Below are 15,055 nucleotides of genomic sequence, written 5' to 3'. Positions count from 1 at the left end.
CCTCGCGATCGCGGAGTCTCTTGATGGCATCTCCCTTGAAGTCCAATCCCGATTGGTGGCGCGGCGCGGTGATCTATCAGGTCTATCCGCGCTCCTTTCAGGATACGCGGGGCGACGGCGTCGGCGATTTGAAGGGGGTGATGCTAAGGCTGCCCTATATCGCCAGCCTCGGCGTCGATGCCATCTGGCTGTCGCCGTTCTTCACATCGCCGATGGCCGACATGGGCTATGACGTCTCCGACTACTGCGACGTCGATCCGATGTTCGGCACGCTCGCCGACTTCGACGCCATGCTGCAAAGAGCCCACGAACTGGGCCTGAAGGTCATCATCGACCAGGTCATTTCGCACACGTCCGACCAGCATCCGTGGTTCAAGGAAAGCCGTTCGGACCGCACCAATCCGAAATCCGACTGGTTCGTGTGGGCGGATCCGAAACCGGACGGCACCGCGCCGAACAACTGGTTATCGATCTTCGGCGGTCCGGCCTGGGAATGGGACGGCGTGCGCAAGCAGTATTACATGCACAATTTTTTGGGATCGCAGCCTGATCTCAATTTTCACAACCCTGACGTCCAGGAGGCATTGCTGGAAACCGTCCGCTTCTGGCTGGAACGCGGCGTTGACGGTTTCCGGCTCGATACGGTCAACTTCTACTTCCACGACAAGGAACTGCGAGACAACCCGCCGCTGGTTTATGACGAGGATGCGATCGGCCTCGATGCGCCAGACGTCAATCCGTACGGCATGCAGAACCATCTCTACGACAAGACGCAGCCGGAAAATATCGGCTTCCTGCAGCGCTTCCGCGCCCTGCTCGATGAGTTCGGCGATCGTGCGTCGGTTGGTGAAGTGGGCGATGGGGCGCGGTCGCTGAAGACGGTGGCGGCCTATACCGGCGGCGGCGACAAGCTGCACATGTGCTACACCTTCGACCTGCTGGGGCCGGATTTTACCGCGACCCATATTCGCCGCTGCGTTCAGGCCTTTCAGGACGCCGTCACCGATGGCTGGGTCTGCTGGGCCTTTTCCAACCACGACGTTACCCGCCATGCCAGCCGTTTCGTGCAGACCGAGGAGGAACGCAGCCGCGTGGCAAAGCTCGCGATCTCCGTTCTTGCCGCGCTTCGCGGTTCGATATGCCTCTATCAGGGCGAGGAGCTGGCACTGCCGGAGGCGGAACTCGAACTGGCGGACCTGCGCGATCCCTACGGTATCCGCTTCTGGCCGGCCTTCAAGGGGCGGGACGGGTGCCGCACCCCGATGGTCTGGGAGAAGGAGGCGCCCCATGCGGGGTTTTCGACTGCCAGGCCGTGGTTGCCGGTTCCAATTGCACACCGCCCGCTGGCCGTCGACCAGCAGGAAACGGTGACGGATTCGGTTCTTGCCCACTACCGGCAGACGCTCGCTTTTCGAAAGAAGCACGCATCCCTGCTGGACGGCAGCATGACTTTCCTAGAAACCAACCAGGACATTCTGGCGTTTACACGGGAAAAGGGCAGGGAGAAGCTGTTGTTCGTCTTCAACTTGCGTCGCGGGCCGCAGGCGGTTCAACTGCCGAGCGGAGTTAGGGTTGGCGAGGTTTTGCCGATGCCAGGGTTCGCACCAAAGGTGGTCGACGGCGACATTCTGCTTGAGGCGCTGGATGCGTTTTGCGGGCGGATTTCACTTTAGCAGTTTGTCATAGTGTGCGTGCGAACCGATCCAGAACCAGATGAGGTTATCGCCGTCACGCACGGCAAGCGCGCGCCACGACGAACCAATCCTGACAGACCAGAAGCGACCGGCTTGCTTGAAATGTAGGGATTGGGGAATCCGATTTGAGCTTTTCGAAGTTGCGGTCGGCCAGTTCCTGAACATGCGCTGGCAATGATTCATATGCTTGCCAGAACGCTGCTGTGGCGTGATGTTTCAAAGGCTGCGAGACCGGCCGGCTTTGAAATCAGAAAGAGCATTGTCTGCCAAAGCGTCCAGGGCGCCGCTTTTGGCATCCTGTTCGAACTGGATGTCCCAACGCTCGGCCTGGAGTGTGTCAAACCACGCGGCAAACTCTCGCAACTCCTCCGGCCCAAGTTCCGATACGGATTTGGCTAACTCCTGTCAGTATTAATTTAGGCGGGCCGGACAGCTATTCCAAGATAAAATTGTTGGTCACCCGATCAGCGCAAACTTGTCGACATCCACCAGTCCCATATCCGAAATCTTCAGATGGGGAATGACCGGCAGGGGCAGGAATGCGAGTTGCAGGAACGGCTCCTGTAGTGTTGCGCCGAGAGCGAAGGCGGCCTCGCGCAGGTGGTGCAGCGTGTCGCGCACGCTTTCATAGGGTTCAAGGCTCATCAGGCCTGCAACGGGCAGGGCGATCTCGCCGGTCACCCTGCTATCCTCGACGACGACGAAGCCGCCCTTGATCTCGCCCAGCCGGTTTGCGGCGAGCGCCATATCGTCCTCGTTGACGCCGACGACGCAGATATTGTGGCTGTCATGGCCAACGGTCGAGGCGATCGCGCCCTTCTTCAGCCCAAAGCCCTGGACGAAGCCGTTGGCGTGATTGCCGTTGACGCCGTGGCGCTCGATGACCGCGACCTTGATGATGTCGCGGCCGAGGTCGACGCCCGCCTGATTGCCGGACGTTGGCAGCTTGAAGCGCCGGTGCTCTGTGATGATCTTGCCCGGCAGCACGCCGATCACCGAGGTCTCCCCCTCGGCATAGGGTACGCCGAAATCGGCGGCGTTGACACGGCCTGCCTTGACGCTGTCGAGCCCCACGGGAGCAACCGGGCGGCGGGTGGCGAACAGTTCATCGGTGACGAGACGGCCTGCAGCGAAGACCCGCTCCGCCTTGCAGTTTTCAAGACTGTCGACCACGACAAGATCGGCGCGCCAGCCCGGCGCCACCAATCCGCGGTCGCGAAGTCCGAAGGCGCGCGCCGCCGAAATCGAGGCAGCGCGGTAGACGGCCAGCGGCTCGACCCCTTGCGCGATCGCTTCGCGGATCATGTAGTCGAGATGGCCCTGTTCGGCGATATCGAGCGGATTGCGGTCATCGGTGCATAGCGCCAGGAACGGTGACAGGCGTTCGGTGATGATCGGCATCAGCGCATGCAGGTCCTTGGAGACGGAGCCTTCGCGCACCAGAATGTGCATACCCTTGCGGATCTTCTCGAGCGCTTCGTCTGCCGTGGTGCATTCATGGTCGGTGCGAATGCCGGTGGAAAGATAGCCGTTCAGGTCCATCCCGCGCAGCAGTGGCGCATGGCCGTCGATATGGCCGTCCTGAAACGCTTCGAGCTTGGCGAGGCAGACCGGATCCTTGTGGATGACTCCGGGAAAATTCATGAATTCCGCAAGTCCAATGACCTTCTCGTGGTCGCGGAACGGCAGCAGCTTCTCGATCGGCAGGTTGGCGCCGGAGGTCTCCAGATGGGTCGCCGGCACGCAGCTCGAGAGCTGGACGCGGATATCCATGATCGTCTCAAGGGCCGAGTCGAGGAAGAACCGGATGCCCTCGGTGCCGAGCACATTGGCGATCTCATGTGGATCGCAGATCACCGTGGTCACGCCGTAGGGCAGGACGCAGCGATCGAATTCATGCGGCGTCACCAGCGAGGACTCGATATGCAGGTGCGTATCGATGAAGCCGGGAACGACGATCTTGCCGGAAATGTCGATTTCCGTGATGCCTTTATAGCTTCCGCAGGTCCCGGCGATCCGGTCGCCGCAAATGGCGATGTCGGACGAAACAAGTTCGCCCGTTACGAGGTCGAAGAAGCGACCGCCTTTGAGCACGACATCGGCAGGCGCGCGGCCTGTACCCTGGTCGATCAGTTTTTCAAGTCTTTCGCTCATGGTGGATCCTGTCTCTTCAATCCCTGGCCGCGATCGGCTCGCTGCCAGCATAGCCGCTGGCAGTCGACATTGCATAGCAGACGGCAACAAATTGGTGCCTGCGTCAGTGGACTTCCCACAGTGTACGGTGCCCAAAAGGAAAACGGGCGCCGCAGCGCCCGATCCCGTTGGTGGCCATTCCAATCATTCGGCAGAGACGATCTTGCCGTTTTCCCACTTGTAGAGCGAGAAGCTCGGCGACGTCAGGTCGCCGGTCTCGCCATAGGTGAGGTTGCCGATGGCGGTCGTGATCGGCTCGCCGGTTTTCAGGGCAGTTGCGACGGCGCTCGCATCGTCTGCGCTTCCAGCCTTCTCAATGCCGGCCTTGATCACTTCGACGGCGGCATAGGCGTTGAGGGTGAAGGCCTCAGCGGGGATTTTTGCCGCTTCGAGAGCGGCCACCGCCGCCTTCGAATTCTCGCTCTTCAGAGCGTCTGCGGCGTTGGTGAACACAGTCCCTGCAGCCGCATCGGTGCCGATGCTCCAGAATTCGCTGTTGGAGAGGCCGTCACCGCCGATGAGCTGGATGCTGGCGGAGATGTCGTGAAGCTGGCGAACCAGCAGCCCGGCCTCCGGATGGTAGCCGCCGAAATAGAGCACATCGACCTTCTCCGCTTTCAGGCGAGTGGTGAGCGCGCTCAGATCCTTCTCGCCGGGCGTCAGCGCGTCGTTGAAGACCTCGGTGACGCCGCCGGCGTTCAGCGTTGCCTTGAAGGCGTCGGCGAGGCCCTTGCCGTAAGCGCCCTTGTCGTTGAGGATGCCGATGCGCTTGTCCTTGAACTGCTTCAGCACATAGGCTGCGGCCACTTCGGCCTGCTGGTCGTCGCGGCCGCAGGTGCGCAGGACCGTGGCAAGGCCACGCTTCGTCAGATCAGGGGTCGTTGCCGTCGGCGTCACCATCAGAATGCCGTTTTCGGCGAGAACATCGGATGCCGGCATGGCAACGCCGGAGGTGACCGGACCGACGACAAAGCGGATGCCCTCCGCGATGATCTGGTTTGCGGCCGAAACGCCCTGCTTCGGTTCGCCAGCGTCGTCGGCGAGCTTCAGCACCACCTGTTCGCCAAGAATGCCGCCATTCTTGTTGATCTCAGCGACCGCGACCTCAGCGCCGTTCTTTACCTGATCGCCGTAGGCCGCGACCGGTCCGGTCAGGGGAGCGATCAGGCCGATCACGATCTCGGCATGGGCGAGCGGCGCAAAAGCCAGCGTGGCGGCAAGGGTGGCGCCCGTCAGTGTCTTGAAATTCATCGTGTTTCTCCTTGGATGCGTTGCTTCCCCGCATGCCGGCACAATCGCCATTCTTCGACGCAGGCCTGGTGCCTCCGTCAAGTAAGTCGAGCCCATTGGGTTTCCGTCTCTGGCGGACGGGTAGACTCCAATGATCTAGCGTTTAGGAGCCACTGGACAATTCCGCAAGGTGGATTTTTGAGCAATGTGCGCAGAATTTATACAGTAGTCGCGCAGAAACGGGCCGGAACGTTAGTTCCGGCCCGTGCTTAGTGTAAGAAATGACTAAATATTGTTCAGTCAGATGTTGGACTGCAATACCTTGCGGATGCCGTCGATCAACTCGTCGATCTGCGCCTTCGTGATGATCAGTGGCGGCGAAAGCGCGATGATATCGCCGGTGGTGCGGATGAGATAGCCGCTCTCATAGGCCTTCAGGAAAGCTGAGAAGGCACGCTTGGTCGGCTCGCCGGCAATCGGTGCAAGCTCGATGGCGCCGATCAGGCCGATATTGCGGATGTCGATGACGTTGGGGCAGTCCCTCAGCGAATGCAGCGCGTCGGCCCAGTAGGGAGCGAGCTCGGCTCCGCGTGTCAAAAGACCCTCGTCGCGGTAGGTGTCGAGCGTGCCGAGAGCGGCGGCACAGGCAATCGGATTGCCGGAATAGGTGTAGCCGTGGAAGAACTCGATCATGTGCTCCGGGCCGCTCATGAAGGCGTCGTGGATTTCCGAGGTGACGAAGACGGCACCCATCGGAATGACGCCGTTGGTCAGGCCCTTGGCGGTAACGATCATGTCCGGCTTCACGTCGAAATACTGGGCTGCGAACGGCGTGCCCAAGCGGCCATAGCCGGTGATGACCTCATCGAAGATCAAGAGGATGCCGTGCTTGGTGCAGATGTCGCGCAGCTTCTGCAGGTAGCCCTTGGGCGGGATGAGCACGCCGGTCGAGCCCGCGACCGGCTCGACGATGACCGCGGCAATGGTCGATGCGTCATGCAGCGTGACGATACGTTCCAGTTCCGTGGCAAGATCGGCGCCGTGTTGCGGCTCGCCCTTGGTGAAGGCGTTCTTTTCAGGAAGGTGGGTGTGCGGCAGGTGATCGACACCGGTCAGCAGCGTACCGAACATCTTGCGGTTGGCAACAATGCCGCCGACGGAAATGCCGCCGAAGTTGACGCCGTGATAGCCGCGTTCACGGCCGATCAGGCGGGTGCGCGAGCCATTACCCTTTACCTTGTGATAGGCGAGCGCCACCTTCAGCGCGGTTTCCACCGATTCCGAGCCGGAGTTGGTGTAAAGGACGTGTTCCATGCCGTCTGGCGCAATGTCGATCAGGCGGTTGGCCAGCTCGAAGGCCTTGGGATGGCCAAGCTGGAAAGCCGGCGCGTAGTCGAGTTCACCCGCCTGTTGCTGAATGGCTTCGGTGATCAGCGGCCGACAGTGACCGGCGTTGACGCACCACAGGCCCGCCGTGCCGTCCAGCACCTGCCGGCCGTCATGGGTCGTGTAGTGCATGTCCTTCGCCTTGACGAACATGCGCGGTTCTTTCTTGTACTGCCGGTTGGCCGTGAACGGCATCCAGAAGGCGCGCAGATCGTTGGGCGTGGCGTTAAGGCGGTTCGACATCGTGTACTCCGTGGCGTTTTTTCGGCGGCTAAATCCAGGTGGATGAAGCGGAATCTTTACCTGATGGTCAAACTATCAGGGCGCCTTTCAGCGTCAAGCCTTGGTCCGATACGGCCAGACGCGTTTCATGGCTGCAAGGAGGCCACGGGTTCTTCGTTCGCAGACCGCCGAGGCAAGACTTGTTGCGCTGCATTTTCTGAAGTTTAACCTGTTTGCCGGAGAGTGACGCCGCGTTCCCGAAACCTGGGCTCAGGATGGAAATCTTGCCAAAACTTCCGGCCGGTCTGGCGCTTGCGCTTGTCGTCGCCCTTACGGCGCCGGGCTATGCAGCCGACATGATTGCCGACGGCACTTTTGAAAAGGGTAAGGACGGCTTCTGGGCAGCCGGCGGCGTCGCGCTTTCGCGCGAGCGCGGAAAATTATGTGCCGATATCGAAGCCGGGGGGGAGCCATGGGACCGCTTGCTCGGCGTCAACGACCTGCAATTTGCCGTCGGCACGTCCTATCGCCTGAAGATGACGACCGAGGCCAACGAGGAGCGGATTTTCCCCGTGCTGATCCAGCGCAGTGCCGAGCCGTGGACGGCACAGGCAACGTTCAACGTCGGAACCCAGGCCGGGCAAGAGGGGTTTTCAACGGTTTTCGGGGCGACCGAAGCTGAACCTGCGCAGATCATTTTCCATCTCGGCGGCGCCGAAAGGCCCTGGCAGCTTTGCCTCGATGACGTGGTGATCAGCCAAGCCACGCGCGAAGAGACTGTGGCGGTAAAAAAGGTGGCACGCGGCCTGCCAGCCCTCGTCAACCAGGCCGGTTATTTCCTCGATGGGCCGAAGCGGGCGACAATTCTGTCAGAGGCCGCCAAACCGCTGGCATTCAAGCTTGAGGACGCGCAGGGGATGGTGGTTGGCGAGGGCATGACTTCGCCAGCCGGTTTCGATGAAACGGTTGGAGCCGATACGCAGATCGTCGATTTTTCCACCTTCGCGACAGCCGGCGAGGGCTACCGCGTGGTTGTCGGCGGAAGGCAGAGCCATCCCTTTTCGGTCGGCCATGACGTCTACGGCAAATTGCGCGTCGATGCGCTCTCCTGGTTCTATCCGCAGCGCAGCGGCATCGAGATCAAGGGCGATATTGCCGGAGAGGCCTATGCCCGGCCGGCAGGTCATGATCAGGCAAGTCCCAATGAGGGCGACAGACGGGTGACGTGCCTGACCGGGAAGGTGGCCGCGGAACTCTACGGCAATGACTGGACCTGCGACTATAAGCTCGACGTCTCCGGTGGCTGGTACGACGCCGGCGACCAGGGCAAATACGTGGTCAACGGCGGTATTGCGGCGGCGCAGCTTCTCGGCACATTTGAACGCGGTTTGATCTACGGAAAGGGGGCTTCGCCGGTGATCAGCGACAGCCTGTCGCGCATTCCGGAAAACGGAAACGGCATCCCCGATATTCTCGACGAGGCTCGCTGGGAACTCGAATTCCTGATGAAGATGACGGTACCGGACGGCCAGCCCTTGGCCGGCATGGCGCATCACAAGGTGCACGACACGAAATGGACCGGCGTGCCAATGCTGCCGCATCTGGATCCGGAAGAGCGGGCCTTGCATCGCCCTTCGACTGCCGCAACGCTTAACCTTGCGGCGGCGGCAGCGCAGGGCGCCCGGCTGTTTGCGCCCTACGACGCGGCGTTCGCTGAAAAGCTGCTGGCTGCCGCAAAAAAGGCGCGGCTCGCCGCCGCCGCCAATCCGGTGCTCCATGCGCCGAGGTCGGATGGCCTGCAGGGCGGCGGCGATTACGACGACACGGATATTGCAGACGAAACCTATTGGGCCGCAGCGGAACTCTACCTGACTACCGGCGAAGCCGAGTATCTTTCAGACCTGAAGACCTCGGTCTATTGGGCTGGGCCGGTCTTTCCGGCCACCGGCGCGTTCAACTGGCGCAGCGTGGCCGGCCTTGGCCGTCTCGATCTGGCGCTCTATGGCGACATCCTGCCGGAGAGGGACAGGACGATGATCCGCGGTTCCGTCGTCGCGGCTGCGAAAAGCTTCCTCGGCCTGCAGAAGACGGAGCCCTTCGGGCACATCTATCGGCCCGCCAACAACCGGTATGACTGGGGATCCAACCAGCTCATCCTGCAAAACATGATCGTCGTCTCGGCGGGGTATGACCTGACAGGCGAAAAGCGGTTCCTCGATGGCGTGCGCGAGAGCATGGATTACATCTTCGGGCGCAATGCGATGAACACGTCCTATGTCACCGGCTATGGCAGCGTCTTTGCGAAGAACCAGCATAGCCGTTGGTATGCCCATCAGGTGGATGACACACTGCCCAACCCGCCAGTCGGGACACTGGCCGGCGGACCGAATTCGACGCTGGTCGATGACGTCTCGAAGGCCAGGCTCAAGGGCTGCGCGCCGCAGACTTGCTTTGTCGATGACATCATGGCCTGGGGGGCCAACGAAATGGCTATCAATTGGAATGCGCCGCTGGTCTATATCGCCTCTTTCCTGGCGGATGCGCGATGAGTGGACAGACAGGCATCGCCTTCATCGGCACCGGTTTCGTCGCCGATTACTACATGACAACGCTGGCAAATCATCCGCAATTGCGGCTGGACGGCGTTTGGGACATCGACGCTGCCCGGCTGCAGCAGTTCCGCAGCTATTGGAACGTCCGCGCCTATGCGTCCGAAGCGGAGCTACTGGCGGACCCTGCCATTGCCATCATCGTCAACCTGACGCCGCCAGAGAGCCATCATGCCGTCAACAGGGCGGCGCTGCTCGCGGGCAAGCATGTCTATTGCGAGAAGCCGTTGGCGATGACGGTGGAAGATGCGCGGGACCTGGTCCAGCTGGCAAATGAAAAGGGATTGGTGCTCGCCGGCGCGCCCGCCAACGCGCTGAGCGATGCGCGGGCCCATTGCGCAGAAATCCTCAGCTCCGGTATCATCGGCACGCCGCGCCTCGCTTACGCGGAAATGGAGGACGGTCCGGTTTTCCTGGACAAGTGGCAGGAATGGCGTAGTCGGTCCGGTGCGAAATGGCCCGCGGTTCACGAATTCGAAATCGGCTGCACCCTGGAACATGCGGGCTATGCGACAAGCTGGCTCGTATCGCTGTTCGGACCAGTGGCCAAAGTCGCAGCGTTTTCCGCGCTCACCTTTCCCCACAAGGGGCCGGGTACTGGAAATCTTGCGCTGGGGCCGGATTTTTCCGTCGGCTGCCTGACATTCCGCTCCGGGCTCGTCGCCCGTCTCACCAGCGGACTTGCCATGCCGCGCGATCGCTCGCTGACGATCGTTGGCGACAAGGGCACAATCGCTGTGCGCGATCTATGGGATAACCGCTCGCCCATCCATGTCGAGCTCGCGGGCGCTCGACGGCCGCTGCTTCATCGCCTGATCGATCGCCTGGAGTGGCAGTTTCAGCGGAAGTTTGCGTTTCGCCTGATTGCCGGCAAACCGATCGCTTATCCGCGTGCATCGCAGAAGAATGCTTTGCCGGCCTATCCCTCGCAGATCGATTTCATGCGCGGGATCGCCGTGCAGGCCGACGCGATCCGGCAAGGCGCCAAGCCATTCTTTTCCGGAGAGACCGCGCTTCACCTGACGGATATCGTTCTGGCGCTGAATGCCGGCAAGCGGGATCACACCCCGAGCGGCTACGATGCCGGCTGAGCCAACACGGTTTCGATGATTTCCAGTGCCGCGATGCTTGCGCCCAGCGGCATTGAGGGATGCTCGTATTTTCCCTCGAGGATGGCCTTGCTTGCCGCTTCGACTTCGAATTGCAGTCCCTTGCCGGGGACATCATGATCGTGGACCGTCAGGCCAGGCAGGGGCAGCCTGTGGGCCACCTTGCCGGCGAAGCGGGACAGGCGGCTCGAGCCGGGCGGGATCGCCAGATGACGGGCAACCGAATTTCTCGTGACGATGATGCGGGTTGCCCGCAGGAATGGCGCGTCGATCACCAGGCTTCCTTCGTCACCGTCAATGATGAAGCGATTGCTGCCATTGCGATCGAACGCGCAGGCGAGGGAGGCATTGAAACCTTGATAGTTCAGTTGGATCTCGGCTGACATGTCGACACCCGTGGGTGCGGCGCGCCATCGCCCGCTCACCGCCTGCGGAAAACCGAACAAGGCCAGTGTCAGCCCGACGGGATAGACGCCAAGGTCAAAAAGCGAACCGCCGCCGAGCGCTTTCGAGAAGAAGCGACTGTCCGGGTCAGGAGTTCTCAGATAGGCGAGTTCCGCGCGTATGCCGGTGACGGAACCGATCGCGTTGTCGGCGATAAGGCTGCGCAGCCGGTCGATCGCCGGCAGGAACACGGGCCAGAGAGCCTCCATGGCGAATGTCTTCATTTCTCCGGCCAGTTCGGCCAGACGCCTTGCCTCTGCCGATGCCATCACCAGCGGCTTTTCGACAAGGACTGGCTTTTTGGCGCGCAACAGTGATTGCGCCTGTTCGAAATGGGCGGTGTTCGGCGTTGCCAGATAGACGGCGTCTATTTGCGCGTCAGTTGCCAAGGCTTCGATACTGGGGAGAACTCGCAGCCCGCCAACGCGCTGCGAGAACGCGGCGGCTGCTTCGGCCGTCCGCGAGCACACGGCAACAAGCTCGGCATTCCCGACCAAGCGGATATCTTGGGCAAAGCTGGAGGCAATGGTACCGGTCCCGAGCACCGCCCACCTGACCGTGGGCCGCGACAGCCGGTTTTGAGAGGTTGTGTTCATGACGCCGATCCTGCACGGCAAGTCTCAAAGTCGCGTAAACATCGGCACATCGGGCTCTCGCCGGCGACGGCCTGAGTCGTGCAACCTTTTCGAGCGTGCGAGAGACTGCTTGGGCAGAGGAGAGCCCGGGAGGACGCGAACGGTCGCCACTCTGGCTGACAATTACCGCTGCGTGTGAGGCGCCGCTACAGGAGGGCACCGCAGGTCAAATCGTGCCTGCTGCAGAGCGTGTGGATGGGGAGCAGAGCCCAGGAGAAGAACTAGGCTTGGCGGACGTGGCTGGTGAGGGGACCGGCGAGCGGCCGGCCCCCATTCGTGTCAGGCGGTACGGCGCTGCGCGACCTTTTCGGCCGGGGCGGCTTCTTCGCCATAGATTTCCGTCAATGTTTTCAACACTTTCAGGACAGCGTCCGATGAGCTTGAATAGTAGATAGTCTGCGCATCCCGCCGAGTAGTGACGAGATTTTGGGCACGCAATTTGGATAGATGTTGCGACAGGGCAGATTGGCTGAGGCCGACCTGGTTTGCCAACGCGCCGACTGCCATTTCCTGGTCCACCAGTGAACGCAGAATTAGCAGACGCTTCGGGTTTGCCATGGCCGACAGAAACTCCGCAGCTATTTCAGCCTTGCCGTGTTTCTGAGGAGAGATCGTTTGCATTCCGTACTCCGTGCGAGGTTCACATCACGCTTGGTCATGATTGTGAATAAGCGATAATTAGACGTGATGAATAAAAGCACAACCTCCTACTGTAAGAATTCGGGGTAGGTAGAGTAAATTTAACCGTAAAGTTTCACCAGCATCATGCGCAGTTCAGCCGCGGATTGCAATGGCGCATCGTATTCCAGTCTCTTTAATTGATCGCCAGAGGCGAGATCGACCCCGGCCGCATCCAGACCGCAGATTCGCCAGTCCGTTCCTTCTGCCTTGCAATAGACCCGTGCATAACGGCTTGCCGCGTCGGAATGGTCGTTGTTCATGTGCTCGATCGCACGCTCTTCCGCCGCTGCCAAATCGTCGATTGCCGGCGAGCGAATGAGCAGGTCTTCGCCATCAAGCGCATAGGCTCGGCCAAAGCCGCCATTGAGGCTGGCCTTCAGCGGCCGCAGCCTGAAAAAGGCAAAATCCGGAAAGTCGATATAGAGCTCCGATTTCGGATGCCGGCGGACGAAACGCGCGCGAATACGGGCATGGCCGTCGCCATTGCTGTCGACTTTCTCTGCTTCGCACTGAACAGTCAGACGCGGGTGCGCGAGGGGGTCGCCCTTGCCGATCTCTCCGGCAAGCAGCGAGCAGCGACGATCAGCGGATAGCGCCTGGGTATGAGTCGACAGGGCAGAAACCAGAATGACCGGCGTTCCGTCCGTATCGATGCCGAGAAGCACACGGCTGACGAAGGGAAAACCGTTGCTTTCCGGCTCGATGACGGCGAGAGCAGCACTCCGAGCGGAGCGCAGCAGGATGCGGGCAAGCTTGCGTGCTTCGTCGTCGGTTTCGCGCAGCACGGAAGGTCTTTCGGCCATCGGATTGCCTCATGTCGGGAATGCGAGACGCCCGGAAACCGTTGTCTCCGGGCGTCCTTTATACTGGCATTCGCGCTGTTCCGGTCAACTTCTGTTGCGGTGCCGGGTCAAACCTTCCACGACGTTCTGGGCATTGATGGTGCCGACGACGGTGCCGTTGTCGACGACGCCGATGCTGCCCGGCTGACGCGACATCGCGTCGAGGATGTCGATCAGCGGCGTTGTCGGCTTGGCGGTCGCCGTCACGCCAACTGCGCCGTCAGCGCGGTTGACGCCCTGTTGCATCACGTCCATCGCCGTCAGCATTGTGATCGGGTTCATGTGCTGGACGAAGTCGGCGACGTACTGGTTGGCCGGGCTCTTGACGATTTCCTGCGGCGTGCCGCACTGGATGATGCGGCCGCCCTCCATAATGGCGATGCGGTTACCAATCCGGAAGGCTTCGTCGAGATCGTGGCTGACGAAGAGGATGGTCTTCTTCAACCGGCGCTGGAACTCCAGGAGTTCATCCTGCAGGCGGGTGCGGATCAGCGGATCGAGCGCCGAGAACGGTTCGTCCATCAGCAGGATGGGCGCGCCGGTGGCAAATGCGCGGGCAAGGCCGACGCGCTGCTGCATGCCGCCGGACAGTTCCTTGACCTGCCGACCGGCCCACTTCGTCAGGTTGACCAGCTCCAGCTGTTCACCAACACGCTTCTTGCGCTCGTTATCCGGTACGCCGGCCAATTCCAGCCCGAAGCCGACATTGTCCTCCACGGTGCGCCATGGCAGCAAAGCGAACTGCTGGAACACCATCGAGACGTCGTGCATGCGGAAGTCACGCAGCGCTTTGGCGCTGGTCTTGTAGGGGTTGATCGTTCCGTGCCCGGTCTTCACCTGCACTTCGCCGCGCACCACCGGCGCAAGACCGTTGACGGCGCGCAAAAGCGTCGACTTGCCCGATCCGGACAGCCCCATCAGCACCAGAATTTCGCCTTCTGTGATCGTCAGCGAGGCGTTGGCAACACCGAGCACCAGGCCGGTCGCGGCGCCGATCTCGTCGCGGGTCTTGCCCTGATCGACCATGGCGATGGCCGCTTCCGGCTTGTTGCCGAAGACGATGTCGACATTCTTGAAAACGACGGCTTCGGTCATGCGCCTTCTCCTTCATCGGACGAGCGGAACAGGCGGTCGAGAACAATGGCGAGAATAACGATGCAAAGGCCTGCTTCAAAGCCCTTGGCGACATTGACGGTATTCAGGGCGCGCAGCACCGGTACGCCGAGGCCGTTGGCGCCAACCAGAGCCGCAATAACCACCATCGAGAGAGACAGCATGATCGTCTGGGTCAGCCCGGCCATGATCTGCGGCATGGCGAACGGGATTTCGATCTTGCGCAGCACCTGCGACGGCGTTGCGCCGAAGGAGACGGCTGCTTCCACCAGCGATGGCGGCGTCGAGATAATGCCGAGGCGGGTCAGGCGGATGGGGGCGGGAATGGCGAAAATCACCGTTGCGATCAGGCCCGGTACCATGCCGAGACCAAAGAGGATCAGCGCCGGGATGAGATAGACGAAGGTGGGGATGGTCTGCATCAGGTCGAGGATCGGGCGCAGAAAGGCATAGAACACCGGTCTGCGCGCTGCCAAGATGCCGAGCGGAATGCCGACGGCCATGCTGACGAAGCTGGCGGCGAGCACGAGTGCCAGCGTCTCAGTGGTTTCTTTCCAATACCCCTGATTGATGATCAACAGCAGTCCGAGGCAGGTAAACAGCGTAATGCCGATCGAGCGGCGCAGCCACCAGGATAGCGCCGTGACGATCGCGACGACGATCAGCGCATGCGGTGTCTGCAGAACGAACAGCAGAACGGCCACCACGCCGGACAGGAAATTTGCGAGCTGATCGAAGAACAACTCGAAATTGGTTGTGAGCCAATCGACGAAGGCCTTCGCCCCTGTCCCGATTGGAACACGATATTCGGTCAAAAAATCCACGGAAAACATCCCACGTCGGAAGAACGAAACGAAAAGCGGTTCAAAAAAGGCGGGGACATCTCCCCGCCTCATC

The 15,055-nt window shown here is 61.1% G+C and carries 12 protein-coding genes; 3 read left to right on the top strand and 9 right to left on the bottom strand.

The genetic code is table 11. The annotated features are described in order from the left end of the window. Window positions 1-23: 23 nt before the first annotated feature. Window positions 24-1,673 (top strand): alpha-glucosidase, encoded by a 1,650-nt coding sequence (locus tag JNB71_RS05515; protein ID WP_220370791.1) that lies wholly within the window; start codon window positions 24-26, stop codon window positions 1,671-1,673. On the opposite strand, the gene JNB71_RS24785 is transcribed toward JNB71_RS05515, so the two are convergent. The 4 genes from JNB71_RS24785 to JNB71_RS05500 form a co-directional block, all read right to left on the bottom strand. Next, the gene (locus tag JNB71_RS24785) at window positions 1,665-1,859 is read right to left on the bottom strand and encodes a hypothetical protein (RefSeq protein ID WP_431028324.1); all 195 of its coding nucleotides are present in this window, start codon (window positions 1,857-1,859) and stop codon (window positions 1,665-1,667) included. The two genes, JNB71_RS05515 and JNB71_RS24785, sit on opposite strands and share 9 nt — an antisense overlap. Window positions 1,860-2,150: 291 nt before the next feature. Next, a complete protein-coding gene (gene ade, locus JNB71_RS05510; RefSeq protein ID WP_220370790.1) occupies window positions 2,151-3,848 on the bottom strand; it encodes an adenine deaminase in 1,698 nt (565 codons plus the stop codon). A gap of 183 nt (window positions 3,849-4,031) precedes the next feature. After that, on the bottom strand, window positions 4,032-5,138 hold the full coding sequence (locus JNB71_RS05505) for a branched-chain amino acid ABC transporter substrate-binding protein (RefSeq protein WP_220370789.1): 1,107 nt from the start codon (window positions 5,136-5,138) through the stop codon (window positions 4,032-4,034). 279 nt (window positions 5,139-5,417) lie between these two features. After that, window positions 5,418-6,746, bottom strand: coding sequence for an aspartate aminotransferase family protein (locus JNB71_RS05500; RefSeq protein WP_220370788.1), 1,329 nt, complete (start codon window positions 6,744-6,746; stop codon window positions 5,418-5,420). Between the two features lie 254 nt (window positions 6,747-7,000). Here JNB71_RS05500 and JNB71_RS05495 point away from each other — a divergent pair, with 254 nt between their 5' ends. Then, on the top strand, window positions 7,001-9,274 hold the full coding sequence (locus tag JNB71_RS05495) for a glycoside hydrolase family 9 protein (protein ID WP_220370787.1): 2,274 nt from the start codon (window positions 7,001-7,003) through the stop codon (window positions 9,272-9,274). After that, entirely contained in the window at window positions 9,271-10,425 is a 1,155-nt protein-coding gene (locus tag JNB71_RS05490) for a Gfo/Idh/MocA family protein (protein WP_220370786.1), read from the top strand. Before JNB71_RS05495 ends, JNB71_RS05490 begins: the two co-directional genes overlap by 4 nt. On the opposite strand, the gene JNB71_RS05485 is transcribed toward JNB71_RS05490, so the two are convergent. The 5 genes from JNB71_RS05485 to choW form a co-directional block, all read right to left on the bottom strand. Continuing rightward, entirely contained in the window at window positions 10,410-11,483 is a 1,074-nt protein-coding gene (locus JNB71_RS05485) for a Gfo/Idh/MocA family protein (protein WP_220370785.1), read from the bottom strand. The genes JNB71_RS05490 and JNB71_RS05485 overlap by 16 nt on opposite strands. 318 nt (window positions 11,484-11,801) lie before the next feature. Continuing rightward, the gene (locus tag JNB71_RS05480; RefSeq protein ID WP_018326888.1) at window positions 11,802-12,143 is read right to left on the bottom strand and encodes an ArsR/SmtB family transcription factor; all 342 of its coding nucleotides are present in this window, start codon (window positions 12,141-12,143) and stop codon (window positions 11,802-11,804) included. Between the two features lie 119 nt (window positions 12,144-12,262). Then, window positions 12,263-13,006: a HugZ family protein gene (locus tag JNB71_RS05475; RefSeq protein ID WP_220370784.1), complete on the bottom strand. Its 744-nt coding sequence runs from the start codon at window positions 13,004-13,006 to the stop codon at window positions 12,263-12,265. Window positions 13,007-13,090: 84 nt separating this feature from the next. Continuing rightward, window positions 13,091-14,140, bottom strand: coding sequence for a choline ABC transporter ATP-binding protein (gene choV, locus JNB71_RS05470; protein WP_220370783.1), 1,050 nt, complete (start codon window positions 14,138-14,140; stop codon window positions 13,091-13,093). Then, window positions 14,137-14,982, bottom strand: coding sequence for a choline ABC transporter permease subunit (gene choW / locus JNB71_RS05465; RefSeq protein ID WP_220370782.1), 846 nt, complete (start codon window positions 14,980-14,982; stop codon window positions 14,137-14,139). Before choW ends, choV begins: the two co-directional genes overlap by 4 nt. Window positions 14,983-15,055 lie beyond the last annotated feature (73 nt).

This window comes from Rhizobium herbae, from assembly GCF_019511375.1.
Lineage (GTDB): Bacteria > Pseudomonadota > Alphaproteobacteria > Rhizobiales > Rhizobiaceae > Pararhizobium > Pararhizobium herbae_A.
The sequence above is the reverse complement of the archived record's forward strand: the minus strand, read 5'-3'. Positions and strand labels throughout refer to the sequence as shown.